Source organism: Streptomyces sp. NPDC060184, from assembly GCF_042728795.1.
In the GTDB taxonomy this organism is placed as follows: domain Bacteria; phylum Actinomycetota; class Actinomycetes; order Streptomycetales; family Streptomycetaceae; genus Streptomyces.
Genome location: NZ_JBHWYX010000017.1, coordinates 1 through 20,564, shown reverse-complemented (window position 1 = coordinate 20,564; position 20,564 = coordinate 1). Strand labels below are relative to the sequence as shown.

The 20,564-nt window shown below is 72.3% G+C and carries 20 protein-coding genes; 12 read left to right on the top strand and 8 right to left on the bottom strand.

Annotated features, from left to right (window positions below):
* Window positions 1–160 precede the first annotated feature (160 nt).
* The 4 genes from pheS to ACFWEE_RS13720 all read left to right on the top strand — a co-directional run bounded on the left by pheS (window position 161) and on the right by ACFWEE_RS13720 (window position 6,262).
* Complete coding sequence (pheS, locus tag ACFWEE_RS13735; RefSeq protein ID WP_386888868.1) at window positions 161–1,300, top strand: phenylalanine--tRNA ligase subunit alpha; 1,140 nt, start codon at window positions 161–163, stop codon at window positions 1,298–1,300.
* Window positions 1,300–3,810 (top strand): phenylalanine--tRNA ligase subunit beta, encoded by a 2,511-nt coding sequence (pheT, locus tag ACFWEE_RS13730; RefSeq protein WP_386888867.1) that lies wholly within the window; start codon window positions 1,300–1,302, stop codon window positions 3,808–3,810. Before pheS ends, pheT begins: the two co-directional genes overlap by 1 nt.
* Window positions 3,811–4,345: 535 nt before the next feature.
* A complete protein-coding gene (locus ACFWEE_RS13725) occupies window positions 4,346–5,644 on the top strand; it encodes a transcriptional regulator (RefSeq protein ID WP_386889035.1) in 1,299 nt (432 codons plus the stop codon).
* 87 nt (window positions 5,645–5,731) lie between these two features.
* Entirely contained in the window at window positions 5,732–6,262 is a 531-nt protein-coding gene (locus ACFWEE_RS13720; protein ID WP_386888865.1) for an NUDIX hydrolase, read from the top strand.
* Window positions 6,263–6,413: 151 nt separating this feature from the next.
* Here ACFWEE_RS13720 and ACFWEE_RS13715 read toward each other — a convergent pair whose 3' ends face one another.
* Window positions 6,414–7,034 carry a hypothetical protein gene (locus tag ACFWEE_RS13715; protein ID WP_386888863.1) on the bottom strand — a complete coding sequence of 207 codons (621 nt, stop codon included), beginning with the start codon at window positions 7,032–7,034 and terminating at the stop codon, window positions 6,414–6,416.
* Between the two features lie 122 nt (window positions 7,035–7,156).
* Window positions 7,157–8,017, bottom strand: a complete 861-nt coding sequence (locus tag ACFWEE_RS13710; protein ID WP_386888861.1) for a 3-hydroxybutyryl-CoA dehydrogenase — start codon at window positions 8,015–8,017, stop codon at window positions 7,157–7,159.
* A 197-nt stretch (window positions 8,018–8,214) separates the two neighbouring features.
* On the opposite strand from ACFWEE_RS13710, the gene ACFWEE_RS13705 reads away from it, so the two are divergent.
* On the top strand, window positions 8,215–9,447 hold the full coding sequence (locus ACFWEE_RS13705; RefSeq protein ID WP_386888859.1) for a glycoside hydrolase family 10 protein: 1,233 nt from the start codon (window positions 8,215–8,217) through the stop codon (window positions 9,445–9,447).
* Between the two features lie 64 nt (window positions 9,448–9,511).
* On the opposite strand, the gene ACFWEE_RS13700 is transcribed toward ACFWEE_RS13705, so the two are convergent.
* Together ACFWEE_RS13700 and ACFWEE_RS13695 are read right to left on the bottom strand one after the other, a co-directional pair.
* Window positions 9,512–9,991: an NUDIX domain-containing protein gene (locus ACFWEE_RS13700; RefSeq protein WP_386888857.1), complete on the bottom strand. Its 480-nt coding sequence runs from the start codon at window positions 9,989–9,991 to the stop codon at window positions 9,512–9,514.
* A gap of 205 nt (window positions 9,992–10,196) precedes the next feature.
* A complete protein-coding gene (locus ACFWEE_RS13695; protein ID WP_386888855.1) occupies window positions 10,197–10,607 on the bottom strand; it encodes a hypothetical protein in 411 nt (136 codons plus the stop codon).
* Between the two features lie 140 nt (window positions 10,608–10,747).
* Here ACFWEE_RS13695 and ACFWEE_RS13690 point away from each other — a divergent pair, with 140 nt between their 5' ends.
* Window positions 10,748–12,055 (top strand): tetratricopeptide repeat protein, encoded by a 1,308-nt coding sequence (locus tag ACFWEE_RS13690; protein ID WP_386888854.1) that lies wholly within the window; start codon window positions 10,748–10,750, stop codon window positions 12,053–12,055.
* Between the two features lie 71 nt (window positions 12,056–12,126).
* Here the strand turns inward: ACFWEE_RS13690 and ACFWEE_RS13685 are convergent, their stop codons facing one another.
* Together ACFWEE_RS13685 and ACFWEE_RS13680 are read right to left on the bottom strand one after the other, a co-directional pair.
* A complete protein-coding gene (locus ACFWEE_RS13685; RefSeq protein ID WP_386888852.1) occupies window positions 12,127–12,336 on the bottom strand; it encodes a DUF1918 domain-containing protein in 210 nt (69 codons plus the stop codon).
* A 53-nt stretch (window positions 12,337–12,389) separates the two neighbouring features.
* A complete protein-coding gene (locus tag ACFWEE_RS13680) occupies window positions 12,390–13,427 on the bottom strand; it encodes a DMT family transporter (protein WP_386888850.1) in 1,038 nt (345 codons plus the stop codon).
* Here ACFWEE_RS13680 and ACFWEE_RS13675 point away from each other — a divergent pair.
* The 5 genes from ACFWEE_RS13675 to ACFWEE_RS13655 all read left to right on the top strand — a co-directional run bounded on the left by ACFWEE_RS13675 (window position 13,426) and on the right by ACFWEE_RS13655 (window position 18,065).
* The gene (locus tag ACFWEE_RS13675) at window positions 13,426–14,868 is read left to right on the top strand and encodes a PLP-dependent aminotransferase family protein (RefSeq protein WP_386888848.1); all 1,443 of its coding nucleotides are present in this window, start codon (window positions 13,426–13,428) and stop codon (window positions 14,866–14,868) included. The genes ACFWEE_RS13680 and ACFWEE_RS13675 overlap by 2 nt on opposite strands.
* A gap of 91 nt (window positions 14,869–14,959) precedes the next feature.
* Window positions 14,960–15,391, top strand: coding sequence for a GNAT family N-acetyltransferase (locus ACFWEE_RS13670; RefSeq protein WP_386888847.1), 432 nt, complete (start codon window positions 14,960–14,962; stop codon window positions 15,389–15,391).
* A 66-nt stretch (window positions 15,392–15,457) separates the two neighbouring features.
* Window positions 15,458–16,033: a histidine phosphatase family protein gene (locus ACFWEE_RS13665; RefSeq protein WP_386888845.1), complete on the top strand. Its 576-nt coding sequence runs from the start codon at window positions 15,458–15,460 to the stop codon at window positions 16,031–16,033.
* A 156-nt stretch (window positions 16,034–16,189) separates the two neighbouring features.
* Window positions 16,190–16,735, top strand: a complete 546-nt coding sequence (locus ACFWEE_RS13660; protein ID WP_386888843.1) for a DinB family protein — start codon at window positions 16,190–16,192, stop codon at window positions 16,733–16,735.
* A gap of 148 nt (window positions 16,736–16,883) precedes the next feature.
* Window positions 16,884–18,065, top strand: a complete 1,182-nt coding sequence (locus ACFWEE_RS13655) for a serine hydrolase domain-containing protein (RefSeq protein WP_386888841.1) — start codon at window positions 16,884–16,886, stop codon at window positions 18,063–18,065.
* A gap of 257 nt (window positions 18,066–18,322) precedes the next feature.
* Here the strand turns inward: ACFWEE_RS13655 and ACFWEE_RS13650 are convergent, their stop codons facing one another.
* Entirely contained in the window at window positions 18,323–18,820 is a 498-nt protein-coding gene (locus ACFWEE_RS13650) for a peptidylprolyl isomerase (RefSeq protein WP_386888839.1), read from the bottom strand.
* Window positions 18,821–19,023: 203 nt separating this feature from the next.
* Entirely contained in the window at window positions 19,024–19,824 is an 801-nt protein-coding gene (locus ACFWEE_RS13645) for a LysR family substrate-binding domain-containing protein (protein ID WP_386888838.1), read from the bottom strand.
* A gap of 123 nt (window positions 19,825–19,947) precedes the next feature.
* Here ACFWEE_RS13645 and ACFWEE_RS13640 point away from each other — a divergent pair, with 123 nt between their 5' ends.
* The gene (locus ACFWEE_RS13640; protein WP_386888837.1) at window positions 19,948–20,352 is read left to right on the top strand and encodes a DUF5997 family protein; all 405 of its coding nucleotides are present in this window, start codon (window positions 19,948–19,950) and stop codon (window positions 20,350–20,352) included.
* The last annotated feature ends 212 nt before the right edge of the window (window positions 20,353–20,564 follow it).

The following is a 20,564-nucleotide window of genomic DNA, read 5'->3' as shown; positions in this document are numbered from 1 at the left end:
TGGAGGGCCTCCGGGCAGCCCACGGGCTTCGTACCGCCCCCACGGCCTTTAGACTCGACCTTTGGCACCTTTGCGTCCTCCTGCCGTCGAGCAGGGCCACGGGGGTCTCGGGGTGTCCCCCGATACGGGCAGTATCAGCCAATCGGAAGCACGGGAAGAGATGTCGGCACCGAACAAGTCGTACGACCCAGTCGAGGTCGAGGCACTGAAACCGGAAGAGATCGAGCGCATGCGGGACGAGGCGTTCGCCGCCTTCGCCGCCGCGGGCGACCTCGACGCGCTCGCCCAGGCGAAGACCGCGCACACCGGGGGTACCTCGCCGCTGTCGCTCGCCAACCGCGAGATCGGAGCCCTGCCGCCGCAGGCCAAGGCCGAGGCGGGCAAGCGCGTGGGCCAGGCCCGCGGCGCCGTCTCCAAGGCCCTGGCCGCGCGCCAGGCCGAGCTGGAGGCCGAGCGGGACGCCCGGGTGCTCGTCGAGGAGGCCGTGGACGTCACGCTGCCCTACGACCGCACCCCGGCCGGCGCCCGCCACCCGCTGACGACCATGATGGAGCGCGTCGCGGACGTCTTCGTGGCCATGGGCTACGAGATCGCGGAGGGCCCCGAGGTCGAGGCGGAGTGGTTCAACTTCGACGCCCTCAACTTCGTGCCCGACCACCCGGCGCGCCAGATGCAGGACACCTTCTTCGTCCGCGGCACGACGGCCGACGGCCGTCCCACCGAGGGCGACGAGTCCGGCGTCGTGCTGCGTACCCACACCTCGCCCGTCCAGGCGCGGTCGCTGCTCACCCGCAAGCCCCCCGTCTACGTGGTCTGCCCCGGCCGGGTCTACCGCACCGACGAGCTCGACGCGACGCACACCCCGGTCTTCCACCAGATCGAGCTGCTCGCGATCGACGAGGGCCTGACCATGGCCGACCTCAAGGGCACCCTGGACCACATGGTGCAGGCGCTCTTCGGCGCGGACATGAAGACCCGGCTGCGGCCGAACTACTTCCCGTTCACCGAGCCGTCCGCCGAGATGGACATGGTCTGCTTCGTCTGCCGCGGCGAGTCCGTCGGCAACCCCGACCGCCCCTGCCGCACCTGCGGCAGCGAGGGCTGGATCGAGCTGGGCGGCTGCGGCATGGTCAACCCGAAGGTGCTCGTCGCCTGCGGTGTCGACCCCGAGAAGTACAGCGGATTCGCCTTCGGGTTCGGCATCGAACGGATGCTGATGTTCCGCCACAACGTCGAAGACATGCGAGACCTGGTCGAGGGTGACATCCGGTTCACCCGACCGTTCGGGATGGAGATCTGATGCGCGTCCCGCTTTCCTGGCTGCGGGAATACGTCGACCTGCCGGCTTCCGAGACCGGCCGTGAGGTACAGGCCAAGCTCGTGGCCGCCGGCTTCGAGGTCGAGACCGTCGAGCAGACCGGCGCCGGCCTCACCGGCCCGCTGGTCGTCGGAGAGGTACTGACCATCGAGGAGCTGGAGGGCTTCAAGAAGCCCATCCGCTTCTGCACCGTCGACGTCGGCACCGCCAACGGCACGGGCGAACCGCAGGAGATCGTCTGCGGCGCCCGCAACTTCGCCGTCGGCGACAAGGTCGTCGTGGTCCTGCCCGGCGCCGTCCTGCCCGGCGACTTCGCGATCGCCGCGCGCAAGACGTACGGCAAGACCTCGCACGGCATGATCTGCTCCACCGACGAACTCGGCATGGGCGACGACGGCACCCACGGCATCATCGTGCTGTCGCCGGAGACCGAGGCGGGCACCGACGCGATCGAGCTGCTTCAGCTCGTCGACGAGGTCCTCGACATCGCCGTCACCCCCGACCGCGGCTACGCCCTGTCGATGCGCGGCATCGCCCGCGAGACCGCCACCGCGTACGGCCTGCCGCTGCGCGACCCGGCGCTGCTCGACGTACCGGCGCCGAACGCGTACGGCTACCCGGTCCGGATCAGCGACCCGTTCGGCTGCCCGCGCTTCACCGCGCGCACCGTCACCGGTCTCGATCCCGAGGCCCGCTCGCCGCTCTGGATGACGCGCCGGCTGCAGAAGGCCGGCATGCGCGCCGTCTCGCTCGCCGTCGACATCACCAACTACGTGATGCTGGAGCTCGGCCAGCCGCTGCACGCCTACGACCGCACCCGCGTCGAAGGCCCCATCGGCGTCCGCCGCGCCCAGCAGGGCGAGAAGCTCACCACCCTCGACGGTGTCGTCCGCGTCCTGGACGCCGAAGACCTCGTCATCACCGACGACCGCGGCCCCATCGGCCTCGCCGGTGTCATGGGCGGCGCCCACACGGAGATCGCCGACGCCGGCACGGAGACCGCCACCACCGAGGTCGTCGTCGAGGCCGCGAACTTCGACGCGCTCTCGATCGCCCGCACCTCGCGCCGGCACAAGCTGTCCACCGAGGCGTCCAAGCGCTTCGAGCGCGGCGTCGACCCGCAGGCCGCCGGCGCTGCCGCGCAGCGCACGGTCGACCTGCTGGTGCTGCTCGCCGGCGGGACCGCCGAGGCGGGCGTCACCGAGATCACCGCCCCCTCCGCGCCCCGCACCATCGCGATGCCCGCGAACCACCCCAGCCGGGTGGCCGGGGTCGACTACGGCCGCGAGATCGTCGTCCGCCGCCTCCAGGAGGTCGGCTGCGACGTCTACGGGCAGGACGAGCTCCTGGTCACCGTGCCGTCCTGGCGCCCCGACCTGAGCGAGCCGAACGACCTCGCCGAAGAGGTCATCCGGCTGGAGGGCTACGAGAACCTCCCGTCGACCCTGCCGACCCCGCCGTCGGGCCGCGGTCTCACCGACCGCCAGCGCCTCGGCCGCCGCATCGGCCGGGCCCTGGCGGGCGCAGGTTACGTCGAGGCGCTGAACTACCCGTTCATCGGGAACGCCGCCCTCGACCAGCTCGGCCTGGACACCGACGACGCGCGGCGCCGCACGGTCCTCCTCGCCAACCCGCTCTCCGACGAGGAGCCGGCGCTGCGCACCACGCTGCTGCCGGGCCTCCTCGGCGCACTGCGGCGCAACGACGGCCGCGGCTCCCACGACCTCGCGCTCTTCGAGACCGGGCTGGTCTTCCGGCCGACCGGTCACGAGACGCAGGCCGTCCGGCTCCCGGTGGACCGGCGCCCCTCGGAAGAGGAGATCGCCGCGCTCAACACCTCGCTGCCGCGTCAGCCGCGCCACGCCGCCGTCGTCCTCGCGGGCGCCCGCGAACAGGCCGGCTGGTGGGGCAAGGGCCGCCCGGCCACCTGGGCGGACTCCGTCGAGGCGGCACGCACCATCGCCCGCGAGGCGGGCGTCGAGGTGACGGTCCGCGCCGACCGGCACGCCCCGTGGCACCCCGGCCGCTGCGCCGCGCTGTACGTCACGGTGAACGGCGAGGAGACCCTCCTCGGACACGCGGGCGAACTCCACCCGCGCGTCGTCAAGGAGCTGCACCTCCCCGAGCGCACCAGCGCGATGGAGATCGAGACCGACGTCCTGGAGCGGGCCGCCGAAGGCGCGCTCCGCGCTCCCCGGATCTCCACCTTCCCGGTGGCGACCCAGGACATCGCGCTCATCGTCCCCGCCGACGTCCCCGCCGCCGAGGTCGAGGCGACGCTCCGCGAGGGCGCGGGCGAACTCCTCGAATCGCTCCGGCTGTTCGACGTGTTCACCGGCGACCAGATCGGTGAGGGCCGCAAGTCGCTCGCGTACGCGCTGCGCTTCCGCGCCCCGGACCGCACGCTGACGGTCGACGAGGCGTCGGCCGCCCGCGACGCCGCCGTGGCGCTCGCCGCCGAGCGCAACGGCGCGGTGCTGCGCGGGGCGTGACGCCCGGCGCGGCGGCCACCGCCGCACGGTGAGCGAGGGGCGCGTCCGGTCACCGGACGCGCCCCTCCTCCGTCTCGCCGTCCGCGGGGGACCGCACCCGGGCCCGGAGTCGGGACCGGAAGCGTTTCGGCCCCGGCCTCCGTCCCGTGGCCACCCCTCCTGTTCGTTCGGGCAGTGGGACCGTGCGGTCCCGCACCGCCCGCCCCGCCGTGGTGTGTCGGGCAGGCCGGCAGGGCGGGCGGTGCGGACGAGGGCCGTCGGAGCTTTACGAGGGGGAGCCGCGACGACCCGGCCGCGATCCGGCGAGACGCCCAGTCAACCCACGCCCGCCCCCGCGCGGGAGGGCGCACAGGGGGACGGTTCGGGCATTCCGTTCACACCCCGTGTGAATCGGTGCTTGGCTGGAACCTCGCGGCGTACGCGTCCGGCACAGACCCGACCCACCTGTCCCGGCCCGGCGCGGGAAGGGGGACGCGTGGAGCGCGACCGTACGGAGCCCAACATCCTGCTGGAGTCCCTCGTGGAGGAAGCGGGGATGTCGCGGGCGGGGCTCGCCGGCCACGTGAACCGGGCCGGCCAGGCCCGGGGACTGCGGCTGCGGTACGAACACACCGCCGTGTCCCGTTGGTTGAAGGGCCAGCGCCCGCGCGGCGAGGTGCCCGACCTGATCTGCGAGGTCCTCGCACGGCGTCTCGGGCGGCCCGTCACCCTCGACGACATCGGCATGGGCGCGCCGGGCGCACCGGCCGCACCGTCCCCCGGCACCCCGCTCGCCGGGTTCGTCGAACGGGCCACCGCGCTCTGGCGCGCGGACGGGCAGCACAACCCGCGGCTGACGGGCGTCCCCGCCGTCACCGGGACCGCGGCCGTCATGCCCGTCTGGGAGTGGGAGAACCCGCCCGAGGACAGGGACGTCTCCCGCCCGGGCCCCTCCCGCATCGGCCCCGCCGACCTGGAGATCCTGCGCGCCGCCCGCAACCACTACGAGCACCTCTACCGCAAGGCCGGAGGCATCGCCACGAGAGGCCGGGTGGTGGGCTTCCTCAACGCCGGGGCGGCTCCGCTGCTGCACGCCGGGCACGACGACGCCACGGGCCGCCGCCTGCACCGCGCGACCGCCGGACTCGTCGCCCTCGCGGGCATCTGCGCCTACGACTCCGACGCCCACGGACTCGCCCAGCGCTACTTCCACCAGGCCCTGCGCCTCGCCAAGTCGAGCGGTGACCGGGCGCTCGGCGGCTACGTCATCGCCCTGCTGGTCAACCAGTCCCTGCACCTGGGGGAGTTCAGTCGCGCGGTCGCCTTCGCAGAGGCGGCGATACGGGCCGCCGGACACCGCATCACCCCGGCGCTCGCCGCGGACCTCCACGCCATGCAGGCCAAGGCGTACGCCCGGCTCGGGGACGACCGGTCCGCCCGCGAGCGCATCGGCCGCGCCGAGGCGCACGCGGCTCGCATTCTTCCCGGCGCGGAGCCGGAGGAGACCGCGTACGTCCAGCCCGGCCTGGTGGACGTACAGGTCGCCGAGGCCCTGCTCGGCCTGGGCGACCTGAAGGCCGCGAGGGAGCACGCGGCGCTGGCCGTACGCGCCCCGGCGCACGACCGGGGGCGCGTGCACCGGCTCGCGATGCTGACCCAGGTGGAGCTGCGCCTCGGGGAGCCCGACCGGGCGGCGCGCACGGCCACGGAGATGGCGGAGGGCGCGCGCGGGGTCGAGTCCCGCAGACTGCGCGAGCGGATGGGCGCGGTCCGCGACGACCTCGCGGCCAGCGGAAGCGCGGAGGCCGTGCGGGCCGCCGAGGTGATCGGGGGAGCGCTGCGCGTGCCCCTGTGAGCCCCGGCGCATTCGAAAGCGCACGTTCCCTGACCCCGTTGCCCCTGCTGCGATGTTGCCACCGAACGAACGAAAGGTGGCAGAACTGTGCAATGGGCGAACCTGAACGAACAATCCGTCTATGAGAACCGCTGGTTCCGGGTGAACCTCGCGGACGTCCGACTCCCCGACGGCAGGCACCTCGACCACTACGTCATCCGGCTGCGCCCCGTCGCCGCCGCCACCGTCGTCAACGACGCCGACGAGGTCCTGCTGCTCTGGCGGCACCGCTTCATCACCGACAGCTGGGGCTGGGAACTCGCCGCCGGAGTCGTGGAGGACGGCGAGGACATCGCCCGCGCCGCCGCCCGGGAGATGGAGGAGGAGACCGGCTGGCGCCCCGGCCCGCTGCGCCCGCTCATGACGGTGGAGCCCTCCAACGGACTCACCGACGCCCGCCACCACCTCTACTGGGCCGAGGAAGCCCACTGGACCGGCCCGCCCACCGACGGATTCGAGTCCTCGCGCCGGGAGTGGGTGCCCCTCAAGTCCGTACCCGACCTCATCGCCCGGGGCCGGATCCCCGCGGCCAACATGGCGGCCGGGCTGCTGATGCTGCACCACATCCGGCTGGGGTGACGGGCGCCGGACACGACGGAGGGGCGGCCGGGGAACCGGAACCGGGCGCCCCGCCGGGGGAGTCCTGGGCCCGTGCGGGTTCGGGCTCGGCGGGCGCACTGGCCCAGGAGGAGTGCCGGCTCAGGAGGAGTGCCGGCTCAGCGCGGCCCTCTCAGCGGAGTCCCGCGAAGACCACGGCGGCGGCCGTACCGCCCAGCACGGCCCCCACGACGACCTGTCCCGTCGTGTGGTCCCGCAGCGAGACCCGGGACCACCCGACGGCCGCGACGCCGAGGTGGAGCAGCACGGCCCACCACCCGTACGCCACGGTGATCACGACGGCCACGCCCGAGGCGACCGCGGTGTGGACGCTGACCTTCCACCAGACGGTGACGGCCATGGTCAGCAGCAAACCGGCGATCATGGCGGCCACCAGGGCCACGACCTCGCGCGGCGCGTCCAACGCCAGCAGCAGGCCGGTGCCGGCGAGGACGGATCCCAGGGTGACGAACAGCGGGATCCACCGCTGCGCGCGGATCCTGAGGTGCTTGTCGGACCACCGACCCCGGCGGACACCGGCGACGACGTGGACGATGGGCAGGCCACCGCAGAAGACTCCGGCGAGCAGACCCCAGCCGGCGCCCGCGAGGGAGCCGGTGGAGTGCGTGCCGATGACGATCAGCACGAGCACGACGAGATGGGGCGGGGCCAGGGCCTCGGTGACGAGGCGTGCGGAGCGCCGCTCGGCAGGCGCTGCCGCGGCGGGCGGCGGCTGAGCGGTGGTGGCGGACATGCCGGTATCTCCTCGGACGGAGGTGGGCGGACCTGTGAGCCCCGTCGGCGGGGGCGCGTACGGCCCGGGCAGGGCTGTGGGCCCGGAGCCGAACTCACGGCTCCGGGCCCACAGTTGCACGCTCAGGCGTACGGGTAGAACCCCGCCCCCGTCTTACGGCCGAGCCGCCCCGCGTCCACCATGCGCTGGAGCAGCGGGGGTGCGGCGTACAGGGGCTCCTTGTACTCCGCGTACATCGAGTCGGCGACGGACGCCACCGTGTCCAGGCCGATCAGGTCGGCCAGCTTCAGCGGCCCCATCGGGTGGGCGCAGCCCATTTCCATGCCGTTGTCGATGTCCTCGCGGCTGGCGATGCCCGACTCGAACATCCGGATCGCGGAGAGCAGGTACGGGATCAGCAGCGCGTTCACCACGAACCCGGACCGGTCCTGCGCCCGGATGGGGTGCTTGTCCAGCACGTCGCGTACGAGCGCCTCGGCCCGCAGCACGGTCCCCTCGCCCGTCGTCAGGGCGGGAATCAGTTCGACGAGCTTCTGCACCGGCGCCGGGTTGAAGAAGTGGATTCCGATGACCTGGTCCGGCCGGGACGTCGCCACCGCCAGCTTCACCAGCGGGATGGACGAGGTGTTGGACGCCAGGATCGCGTCCGGCCGGGTCACCACCTGGTCGAGCACCCGGAAGATCTCCGTCTTGACCTGCTCGTTCTCCACGACGGCCTCGATGACCAGGTCGCGGTCGGCGAACTCGCCGAGGTCGGTGGTGAAGCTGAGGCGGCCCAGGGCCTCGTCCCGCTCCTCCTCGGTGATCTTGCCGCGCTCGGCGGCCTTCGACAGGGAGTTGTGCAACCGGGTACGCCCTATCTCCAGGGCCTCACCGGTGGTCTCCGCGACCATCACGTCCAGGCCGCTGCGCGCGCACACCTCCGCGATACCTGCGCCCATCTGGCCACAGCCGACCACTCCGACGCGTGCAATGTCGGCCATAGTGTCCGTCACCTCGTGCCTCTCCCTGATCTCCGTATCGCGGGACCCGTGGGTGGCGGTACCCGCTTCGACCTCCAGACGGTACCCGGCGACGCGGCCCAAGTTACCTGCGGGTCATCAACGGTCCGAGAAGGCATGATCTGCGTCACGCAGCCGACCGGAGCGGTCCGGCGGGGCGCGAGAGGAAGGCGGAGAGCATGCGGCGCATGGGCCGGAGGGCATTCGTGCTGGGCGCGGCCGGAGTGGTGGCCGCCCTGGCGGCACCGGGACCGGCGGGGGCGGCGGGGCCCGCGTCCCGTGACCGACGTCACCGCGCGGCGACCGGGCTGCGCGGGATGTGGATCGCCACGGTCGCCAACGTCGACTGGCCGTCGGCCACCGGGCTGACGGCCGCCACCCAGCGTGGCGAGCTCGTCGCCCATCTGGACCGGGCCGTCCGGTTCGGCCTCAACGCGGTCGTCCTCCAGGTGCGGCCCAGCGCCGACGCCCTCTGGCCCTCGCCCCACGAGCCCTGGTCGCAGTACCTGACCGGCGTCCAGGGCAAGGACCCCGGCTGGGACCCGCTGGGCACGGCGGTGACCGAGGCGCACGACCGCGGCCTCGAACTGCACGCCTGGTTCAACCCGTACCGCGTCTCCAACCAGACCGACCCGAAGAAGCTCGTCGCCACCCACCCCGCCCGGGTCCACCCGGAGTGGGTCGTCCCGTACGGCGGGAAGCTGTACTACGACCCCGGGCTGCCCGAGGTCCGCGCGTTCGTCCAGGACGCCATGCTGGACGCGGTCAGCCGGTACGACATCGACGCGGTCCACTGGGACGACTACTTCTACCCGTACCCCGTCTCCGGCCAGACCTTCGACGACGCCGACACCTACGCCGAACACGGCGCCGGCTTCAGCAGCAAGGCGGCCTGGCGCCGCGACAACATCGACCGGCTGGTGAAGGAGACGGCCGACCGGACCAAGGCGGTCAAGCCGCACGTCCGCTTCGGCATCAGCCCCTTCGGCGTCTGGCGCAACAAGACGACCGACCCGCTCGGCTCGCCGACCGCAGCCGGGGTGCAGACGTACGACGACCTGTACGCGGACACCCGCAAGTGGATCAAGCAGGGGTGGATCGACTACATCTGCCCCCAGCTGTACTGGACCATCGGCCAGTCGGGCGCCGACTACGCTCAGCTCGTCCCCTGGTGGGCCGAGGCGGTCGAAGGCACCGACGTCGATCTGTACATCGGTGAGGCGCTGTACAAGGCGGGCGACCCCGCCCAGAACTCCGCCTGGCAGAACTCCGCCGAACTCTCCCGCCACCTCACCCTCGCCGAGGACTACCCGGCCGTGGGCGGACACGTCTTCTTCTCCGCGAACAGCGTGAAGGCGGACCGGATCGGCGCCATGGCCCGGGTGGCGGCGGACCACTACGGGGTGGGGTGAGGATCCTCGACGGGATGCGGGGACGGGGGTGGGACCGGGAGACGGGGGCGAGGGAGGCGCGTCGTCAGGAGACGCGTCTGCCACGGACGAGCAGGCGCAGCCCCCGTCCCGTTCGCACCGCGTGGACCGCCTCGGAGATCCGTCCTGCCTGGTGGGCCAGGACGTACTCGCGAAGCCTTTGCGGGGGAACCCACGTGACAGCCACCAACGCGGCGGGCGCGTCGTCGGGCAGGGCGACCTTCGCGGCCTCGTCCGCCGTCAGGGTGCCCGCGTCGCACACCAGGGTGAAGCTCGCCGTCGTGTCGTCGCCGAAGGTGTGATCGACCGCCAGGACGTGCCTGAGGCGCCGAGTGAGCCCGGTCTCCTGACGGAGCCCGCGCTCGGCCGCCTCGGCGACGGATTCTCCCGCGCGGACCCACGCACCGGGGAGCGTCCAGCCCCGCTTGTCGGCGGCGACCATCAGGACGGCCCCCTCCACGTCCCGGACCAGGGCCACGGCCTCGACCTGGGGAGAGGGGCCGGTGGGGAAGACGTTCCGGGTCACGAGGGTGCCGCCCTTCGGTGGTGTCGTACGGGTGCAAGACACGGCCTGGATCGGCCGGGCCCTCACATGGCCCGGTGACGGGGGCAGTGGCACCGGGACCAGGCCGACGTGACCTCCGGCACCTTGAGGGGCTTCACCGGGCGCACGGGGCGGATCACCTGGCGGCTGCCCTCACGCCCCACCCGGTACACCCCGATCCTTGTCGTCAAGGGCGTTCCCCGGTCACGCGCACCGCGTCCCTGCCGTGCCGCCCGGCTTCCCGGTTCCTTCCGGCCCACACCCGGAGCAGGCGCCGGGTGATGTCGGCCGCCTCCCGCACGTGGGCGTATGCGCGGAAGCACGGCGTCTCCCGCGTGGGAGCCTTCGCGGCCAGCAGGACGTACGCCTTGCCGATCAGGTTCCGTACGGCCGGGTCGTGGCCCGCGCCCAGGTCCTCGCGGACGAGCAGGTCGAGGAACCCGTGTACCGCTGCGGCGTGAGCGAGGATGTCCTCGCGCGTCGCCGTGGTGAGGCACAGGCCGAGCACCCGGCCCGTGATCTCCGAGATGGTTTCCACGTCCACGGGCGCGGTGTCGTGGCCCGCAGTCACGTCATTCTCGGTTCCGCTCGTCGGCACGGCTTTCTCCTTCTGTTGATCTCTCACGACATACGTAACCGCGTGGTCACGCACAGCGGTACCGTGAAGATGGCGCGAGAACTTGAAAGCCTTGAATGCAAAGGTGGTTGACAGTGCCTCAGAAAAGGTCGAACGAGGGAATGGCGCGCCTTCTGCGCGAGACCGGCTGGACTTACAGCAGCTTCGCCATGGCGGTGAACAGGGCGGGTACGGAGACCGGGCGGCCCACCCGCTACGACGAATCCGCGGTGAAGCACTGGCTTGACGGCACCATGCCGCGCAGGGAGGCCAGGACCCTGATCCTCGAAGTCCTTTCCCGACGGTTGTCCCGCCCGGTTACGCATGAGGAGTTGGGCTTTTCTCGGCTTCAGGGAGAGGGGACCCTACTCGATACGGTGGAAGGGCTCATTGATCTGGGGAGGCAGGACATGGACCCTTCACGTCGTTCCGTACTGGGTGCGGCGCTGTTCTCCGTGGCGCTCACCATCCCGGACTGGGCGGATGTGGTCGGCCGTGCCGAAGCGTTCGCGGCGGGGCGGGTGACCCGTATCGGACGCGGGGAAGTCGAGATGGTCACGCAGATGACCGAACGCGTCTCCGAGTTGGACGACCAGTTCGGAGGCAGGCATGCCAGGCCGATGGCGGCGGCGTTCCTGGTGAACACCGTCGCCGGGTATCTGCACGCGCAAGCCCCGGACCCGGTGCGGAAGGAGATGATGTCCGCCGCTGCGGACCTCTGCTACCTCACTGGCTACATGGCGGTGGACGAGGGACTTCACGGACTGGCCCAGCGCTACTACCTCAAGGCGCTGGAACTGGCTGGTGCCGCCGACGACCACCTGACCTACTGCACGACGCTGCGGGGTATGTCCGTCCAGGCTGTGGACCTCGGACACGGACGGCACGCGCTTCGTCTGGCTGACGCTGCCGCAGCTGCTTCACCGCACGCCGGCCCCCGCATGCGGGCCTTCCTGGCAGGCCAGCAGGCGCACGCCGCAGCGCAACTCGGTGAGCGCGACAGTGCGCTTCTCCGTATGAAGGAAGCAGAAAAGGCAATGGACGTGGCTGAATCGCAGGCGAAAGCCTTCGGTTCCTACGATCCTTCCTCGCTGATGTATCACGTGGCCCAGGTGCGGCATGAACTCGGTGATGCTGCCGGAGCAGTTGAGTCCATGCAGGAGTCGAACAGGCTTCGCCACAGTCTCTACCGGCGAGCCAAGGTGAGGCATCTCGGGCTGACCGCTGAGCGTCAGCTCGCCATGGGGCATCTTGAAGCAGCCGTGGGCACCTGGAACGAGGCTCTGGACGATTACCCGATGGTGCAGTCCGGCAGGTGCGACGATCGCATGCGCGAGATGGTGGCCGTGCTCTTCCCCTACTCTTCGAATCGGCAGGCGAGAGCACTTCTGGAGCGGGCGACCGCTGTCGGCGTCCCCGTGGCTGCCTGACCCTCTCGGTGTCCGGTGCCGAGCGGGGAGCCTGCAGCCGCGTTCTGCGGCTGACCCGGCTCCCGATCCGCTCACCTCGGCTCCGGCTTCTCCGCTCCGCCCCCGTGCTGCACGACGCTGTCCGGCCCCGGGTACGTCAGCGACTCGTGGCCGTCCGCGTAGCGCAGTCGGTACGGCGGGGTGCCCTGCGGGCCCCGTATCTCGATGATCTCCGCGACCCGGTCGGGTTGGCCGACGGTCCTGCCGTGGGTCAGCAACCGGTCGCCGGTGTGGGCCTCCATCGGGAACGACCTCCTCGTGGACGGCGTGGACGGCGGTCCCTGTATCGACAAGTCTATGACCGTGGTGCGTGGGGTTCGCGCGGGCGACGGGTGCTCGCCCGCTGGGTCACCGCGATGCAGACGAGTACGGCCACCGCCGCGAGCGGAGCCGCCGCCGACAGTTCCTCGCCGAGCAGCAGGAACGACCAGACCAACGTCAGCAGCGGCTGGGCCAGCTGCAGCTGGCTGGCGCGCGGGACACCGATCTCCGCCATGCCCCGGTACCAGACGTACAGCCCGACGAAAGTGGATCCGGCCGCCAGCCAGACCAGGCCGGCGATCCCGTGCCCGGTCAGCGTGACCGGCTCGTACGCCAGCGCCACCACGCTGCCCGCCACGGTGACCGGGAGCGAGAGGACCAGCGCCCAGCCGATCACCTGCCAGCCGGGCATCGACCGTGCCAGCCTGCCGCCCTCGGCGTACCCGGCCGCGCACACCACCAGCGAACCGAACAGGTACAGGTCGCCGGCGGAGACCGCGCCGCCGCTCTGGGCGACCGTGAACGCGAGCACCACGGCGGCCCCCGCGAGCGCCGCGATCCAGAAGGCGCGGGGCGGGCGGGTGCCCGTACGCAGGGAGGAGAACACCGCCGTGGTCAGCGGCAGCAGCCCCACCACCACGGCCGAGTGCGAGGAGGTCGTCGTCCTCAGTGCGAGCGTGGTCAGCAGCGGGAAACCCGCCACCACCCCGCCCGCCACGACCAGCAGCCCGCCCAGGTGACGGCGGCCCGGCCACGGGACGCGGGCCACCAGCAGGACCGTGCCCGCGATCGACGCGGCGAGCACGCTGCGCAGCGCCACCAGAGACCACGGGCCGAAGCCCTCCAGCCCCCACACGGTGGCGGGGAAGGTCAGGGAGAAGGCGACGACGCCGAGGGAGGCGAGGACGAAGCCGGTCCGCTCGGAGGCCGGAGCCGGAGCCGGAGCAGGGGCTGAGGCTGGGGCCAGGGCCGCGGGCGTCCCCGGGGAAGCGGCGGGAGGGGTGGCGGGAGGAGTGGCAGTGCGGGTGAGCGCTATCGTCGCGGAGGGGGTAGCGCTATCGTGATCTCTCATGGAAGAGCGTAGCAGTGTAAGGGAGTTGGCGAAATCTCTGCGTCAAGAGTTGAACCGCTACTCACCCGGCGGAAAGCTGCCGTCGAGCCGCGCCCTCGTCGAGCGCTTCCGGGTCAGCCCGGTCACCGTCACCCGGGCTCTCGCCCAACTGGCCGCCGAGGGGCTGGTCGTCACCCGGCCCGGTGCCGGTGCCTTCCGTGCACAGCCGCGTACGACTGCCCCGGTCCCGGGCGACACGTCCTGGCAGGAGGTCTCGCTCAGCAGTGACGGCGGGCCCGAGATGGTGCCCCGTACCGTCGACGCCTCCGGGGTCCTCGTCACCCTCGCCGCGCCCCCGCCGGGTGTCATCGAGTTCAACGGCGGCTACCTCCATCCCACCCTCCAGCCCGAACGGGCCCTGGCCGCGGCTCTCGCGCGGGCCGGCCGCCGCCCCGGCGCCTGGGACCGGCCCCCCGTCGACGGGCTGTCCGATCTGCGCGCCTGGTTCGCCCGCGAGATCGGACCGGGGGTCGGCGCCGCCGACGTCCTGATCACGGCGGGCGGCCAGAGCGCGCTGGCCACCGCGCTGCGCGCGCTCGCCCCGCCCGGGGCTCCCGTGCTCGTCGAGTCGCCGACCTACCCCGGCATGCTGGCCGTCGCCCGCGCCGCCGGACTGCGGCCCGTCCCCGTGCCGGTGGACGCGGACGGAGTGCGCCCCGAACTGCTGGACGCGGCGTTCCGCGCCACCGGGGCCCGGGTCTTCGTCTGCCAGCCGCTCTTCCAGAACCCCACGGGCGCGGTGCTCGCCCCCGCGCGCAGGGCCGAGACACTGCGGATCGCGCGGGCCGCGGGCGCGTTCGTGGTGGAGGACGACTTCGCCCGCCGCCTCGCCCACGAGGACGCCGGTCCGCTGCCACCGCCACTGGCCGCAGACGATCCGGACGGGGTGGTCGTCCATGTCTGTTCCCTCACCAAGGTCACCTCGCCCAGCCTGCGCGTCGGAGCGCTCGCCGCGCGCGGCCCGGTGCTGGAGCGGCTGCGCGCGATCCAGGTCGTGGACAGCTTCTTCGTGCCCAGGCCACTCCAGGAAGCCGCTCTGGAACTGGTCGGATCTCCGTCCTGGGGCACCCATCTACGAGCGGTGGCAGGCGAGTTGGCCCGGCGTCGCACCCTGCTCGCCGGTGAGCTCCGCCGCTCCCTGCCCGAGCTCGACCTGCCGTACGTGCCGTCCGGTGGCGGCAGCCTCTGGCTGCGCGTCCCCGGCGGAGGCGGCAGTGGCGCGGACGAGGCCGCGTTCGTCACCGGCGCCCTGCGGGCCGGGGTCGCCGTCGCGCCCGGACGCCCGTACTTCTGTGCCGAACCGCCCTCCGCGCAGGTCCGGATCAGCTTCGCGGCGGCCTCCGGCGCGGGCGAGATCGCTGAGGGGGTCAGGCGGCTGCGCATCGCGTACGACAACCAGTGAGGGGCATCGCGGCTCCCGGTGTGCGAAAGGGATCGCGCCCGCGCCGGGAAAACGGCTGGGCCGGTGCACGGCTCCGTTCTAGCCTGCGCGCATGAACGAAAAGATCACGCAGGACTACGACATCTCGACCGACCCCGCCCGGCTCGACCCGGCCCGTATCCACCACTGGCTCTCCACCGACGCCTACTGGGCACTCGGGCGCAGTCGCGCCAAGCAGGACGCGGCCATCGCGTCCTCGCTCAACTTCGGTGTGTACGAACGGAGTTCGGGAAGCCAGGTCGGGTACGCGCGAGTGGTCACCGACCACGTCTTCTTCGCCTGGCTCTGTGACGTCTACGTCGACCCGTCGGTCCGAGGCCAGGGGCTCGGTGTGCGGCTGGCCGAAGCGGTCCGGGACCACCTCGCCCCGGCCGGTGTCCGCAGGATCCTGCTCGCCACGGGCGACGCCCACGGGGTGTACGCGAAGGTGGGCTTCCAAGCCCTGGACGAGCCCGGCAACTGGATGGCTCTGATCAACCGTTAGATCCAACAACTCCCTTTGTTGCATGCCCTCTTGACCCGGAGATTCGGCGGCCTCACGATCGCGGCCATGAGTGTTCGGGTTTCCCTCGTGGCGGCAGCGCGGAGCTCGTCCCTGCTCGCCGAGCGCTTCGACGACGACCGTCCGCTCGACCACGCCGGATGGCACGAGGTGCAACTCGTCGCCCACGCGCTGGTCCCGCTCGGCGCGGCCGACCTCCGCTACTGTGCGCCGACCCCGCGGAGCCGGGCCACCGGCGCCGCCCTCGGGTACGCGCCCATGGCCCAACCCGACCTGCGCGACTGCGACATGGGGCGCTGGCGGGGCATGACCCTGGCCGAGGTCGCGGCCCGCGAGCCCGCCGCCGTCGACGCGTGGCTGGCCGATCCCCGGTCCGCGCCGCACGGCGGCGAGCCGCTGCTCGGCTTCATCACACGCATCGGCCACTGGCTCGACACCCGCCCGTTCGACGGCGGTTCCATCGTCGCGGTGGCCGAGCCGGCGGTGGTCCGCGCGATCCTCGTCTACGCGTTGAAGGCCCCGCCGTCGGCGTACTGGAACATCGACGTGCGCCCCCTCTCCGCCGTCACCCTCGCCGGGCAGCCCGGCCGTTGGAGCCTCTGCCTGGAACCGCCGGGCCGCTGACGTGCCCCGCGCCACCTGCTCCGTACCTCGTTCCCCTGCCTCGTGCGCCTGCTCCCTCCTGGCTCCTGCCGCACGTCGCGACCGGCGAACGTTTCAGCAGCACGGGAAGGGTGAAACTCCTGCGACGGAGGGTGTACATCGGCCACAATCCCGGACATGCAACGGTTTGCGGAGATGTTCACCGATCCCGGAAGTGACCCACGGGCAGAGGTCCCGACGCTGAGCGACGAGCGGACCATGCTCACCGCGTCCCTGCGTCGCCAGCGGGAGACCCTGGTCCTGAAGTGCTCCGGACTCGACGCCGAAGCCATGGCCCTGCGGTCCGTGGACTTCTCCGGCCTGTCCCTGCTGGGGCTCGTCCGGCACCTCGCCGACGTCGAACACCGTTGGTTCAGGGTGCGGTTGGCCGGCCAGGAGGGCCCGGCACCCTTCTCCACGGTGGACGAGCCGGACAGCGCCTTCGACCGCGCCGTGCCCGACGCCGCCCGTACGGAGGAAGCCTGGCGGGCCTGGCGCGAGGAGGTCGACTTCGCGGAACGGTTCGTCGCCGAAGCCGCGGATCTCGACGTCTCCGCCACCGACCCCTGGCAAGGACGGGTCTCGCTCCGGTGGGTGATGCTGCACATGGTGGAGGAGTACGCGCGCCACAACGGCCACGCCGACCTGCTGCGCCAAGGGGTCGACGGCGCCGTGGGGCTGTAGCGGGGGAACAGGTCCGGGGTCGTTCCGGAAGTCCGGGTGCCCGAAGCCCGGGAGTCGTCGAGGAGGCCGGTCGGACGCCGGGCCGGTGCGGCGGCACCCCTTCCCGTCGGTCCGACCCATCGGTATGTTGCCCCGGGGACGCCCGAGGATGCCCGAGGACGCCCAGGGCGAGGAGGCCACCGTGACGCAGATCCACGGCCACTGCGACGAACGGTTCGCCCGCGTGCGTACCGCGTTCGAAGCGAACTTCGCCGCACGGGACGAGCTGGGCGCGGCCGTCACGGTCCTGGTGGACGGCGAGCCGGTCGTCGACCTCTGGGGCGGATGGGCGGACGGCGCGCGGACCCGCCCCTGGGAGCGGGACACCCTCGTCAACGTCTGGTCCACCACCAAGGGCCCCACCGCGCTCTGCGCCCACATCCTCGCGGACCGGGGCCTGCTCGACCTCGACGCTCCGGTTGGCGCGTACTGGCCCGAGTTCGCCGCCGCCGGCAAGGAGAACGTCCGGGTACGCGATCTCCTCTCGCACCGGGCCGGTCTCGCCGGGCTGCGCGAGCCGCACTCGCTCGCCGACCTCTACGACTGGGAGCTCACCACGTCCCGGCTCGCCGCGACCGAGCCCTGGTGGGAACCCGGCACACGCTCCGGCTACCACGCGCTGACGTACGGATTCCTGGTCGGCGAGGTCGTCCGGCGGATCAGCGGCGACCTGCCCGGGGAGTTCCTGCGGCGCGAGGTCACCGGCCCCCTCGGCATCGACTTCACCGTGGGACTGCCCGAGAAGGAAGCGGGCCGGGTCGCCGAACTCGTCACGACGAAGGCGACGCCCGAACAGATGGCGTTCTTCGCGCGTCTGCCTCCGGTGGCCGCCGCCTCCTTCCTCAACCCCGGTACGGGACCCGCCGCGGCCAACACCGCCGCGTGGCGGGCCGCCGAGATCCCAGCGGCGAACGGCCACGCCACCGCCCGCGCGGTCGCCTCGCTCTACGGAATCCTCGCCGGCCGGGGCACCCTCCCGGGCCACCGCGTCCTCTCCGAGGAAGCGGCCGAGCGCGTACGGGAAGGCCAGGGGAGCTGCCGCGACCTGGTGCTGGGCGCCGGATTCGCGCACGAGACGGAGATCGCCCTCGGCGTCTGGCTGAGCGGCCCGAACGCCTCCTACGGCCCCAACCCGCGAGCATTCGGCCACGACGGGGCGGGCGGCTCCTGCGGCCTCGCCGACCCGGAGTCCGGGGTGGCGCTCGGCTACGTCATGAACCGGATGGGCGTGGGGCTCGCCGACGACCCGCGCAAGATGGCCCTGGTCGACGCCGTGTACGCGTCCCTCTGACCACGCGCCCCGGGCCACGCACCCCGGCCAGGCGCCCCGGGCACGCTCCGCGACCAGGCTCCCCGGGCACGCTCCGGACGCGGAGAACGAAAGACGCGCGGGCCGACGGTCTCCCGTCCACCCGCGCGTCTTTCGAAACGGACTCCTCGAACAGGACTCCTCGAACAGGACTCCTCGAACAGGACTCCTCGAACAGGACTCCTCGAACAGGACTCCTCGGAACGGAGCCCTCGAAACCCAATCCCTGGACGGAATCCTTAGAGGACGCCGCTCTCCGCGATCGTGATCTTCGCCGAGGTACGACCGCTCTGCGAGCCGAGGGACTCGATCTTCTTGACCAGCTTCATGCTGTCCTCGTCCGCGACCTCACCGAAGACGACGTGCTTGCCGTCGAGCCACGGGGTCAGGATGGTCGTGATGAAGAACTGCGAGCCGTTGGTGTTCCGGCCGGCGTTGGCCATCGAGAGCAGGCCCGCCTTGTTGTGCGTGAGCTTGAAGTTCTCGTCCGCGAACTTCTCGCCGTAGATGCTCTTGCCGCCCGTGCCGTCGCCACGGGTGAAGTCGCCGCCCTGGAGCATGAAGTCCGGGATGACGCGGTGGAAGGAGGAGCCCGCGTAGCCGAAGCCCTTCTCGCCGGTGGCGAGGGCGCGGAAGTTCTCCACGGTCTTCGGGACGACGTCCTCGAAGAGGTTGAACGTGATCCGCCCGGCGGGCTCGTCGTTGATGGTGATGTCGAAGTAAGCCTTGATGGTCATACAACCATCCTGACACTTCTCGGGCTGGGTCTCGTGCAGAGGGGTCCCCACCGCTGCTCCAAGGCCCCGCCGCTCGCGGAACCGGCCGCCTCGCCGCGCGCCTCGGCGCCTGCCCGGACGCCCGCGCCGCGGCCGGGCTCGCCCGAGGCCGAAGGGGCCCCGACCACGGGCATACGGCACCGCGCGCGACCCGCGCGCTTCGGCTACCGGCCGCGCGGCTTTCCGCGCTTGGCCCCCTTGGCCCCGCCGGTGCTCTTCGCGCCCTTCGCGCCCTTGGCCCCGCCGCTCGCCCCGCCTCGCGGGTTGCGGGACGACGTCTTGCCCGCGGCGGAACCACGGCGCTGACCGCCCGATGCCGGCCGCTTCTCCTGCTTCGGCTGCGGGGGAGTGGGGGTGCGCCCGCGCGAGCTGTTCACCGTGCGGCCCCGGACGATGCCGATGAAGTCCTCGACCCTCTCGGTCGTCTTCTCCTCCGGCCACGAGAGCGCCACACGCGACTCCGGGACGTCCGTCATCGGCCGGTAGGTGAGGTCCTTGCGGTGGTGGAGCCGGGCGAGCGACTGCGGGACGACCAGCAGACCGATCCCCGCCGCGACCAGCGCCACCGCGTCCTCCGTCGTCTCCGGCCGCTCGAACGCGGGCAGCCCCGGCGGGCGCTCCCAGCCGAGCGAGTCGTCGAGCGGATGGAGCACGATGTCCTCCGCCAGGTCCTCGGTGGACACCTCCTCCGCTGCCGCCAGCAGGTGGTCCTTCGGGATCACCACCACCGTGGTCTCGGTGTACAGCGGGATCGCGCTGAGCTCTTCGCGCCCGACCGGCATCCGTACGAAGCCGGCGTCGGCGCCACCGTCCATCAGCAGCGCGGGGGCCTCGCCGGACGGTACGGAGACCAGCTCCAGCGGGATGAGGGGGAAGCGCTCTTTCCAGATGCGCACCCACTTGGAAGGCGTCACGCCCGGTACGTAGGCAAGGCGGAACGAGGGGGGTGCGTCGGAGCCAGTCACCCCGCCAGGTTACCGGCCCCGTGCCAGGGCCTCTCGCCCGGATCTCGGCTCCGGGCACCGCCGCCCCCGCCCTCGGCGACCGCTGTGGTCGGCGGCCCCGCGCACGCTCGCTACTCTTGACACATGACCTCGCACCAGACACCCCAGACGATGAAGCCCGCCACCGCGGCGAAGAAGCTGGGTGTGTACCTCGAAGCCACCCCCGCCGAGTTCCAGGAGGGTGTGGTCTCGCGCAGCGAGTTCAACGCGCTGCAGGCCGACCCGCCGGCCTGGCTGGAAGAGTTGCGCCGCAACGGCCCGCACCCCCGCCCGGTCGTCGCCGCCAAGCTGGGCGTCTCCATCTCCGGTCTGGCCCGCGGAGGCGTGACCGAGCCGCTCACCACCGAGCAGATCGACGCTCTCAAGAACGAGATGCCGGAGTGGCTGAGCGCCGAGCGCGCCACCCAGGCGGAGGTCCGCAAGGAGGCCGTCCGCATCAAGGAGCGGAACGCCGAGCGCGCCGCGCGCGCCGAGAAGGCCGGCTCCTGACCCGGGACTCCTGACCCGGGACTCCTGGCCCAGGACTCCTGACCCGGGACTTCTGACCGGGAACGCGTGACCCGAGCTTCACCTCCGCCCGGCGGCCCAGGGCCGGGGGGGGCCGGGGGGGGGGGGAGAGTCCCCGGTACCACGGGGGGGGCCCGGCCCCCGGCCCCCGGGGGGTGTTACCAAAATGACCGTGCCCCCGCTGTGTGGGGGGT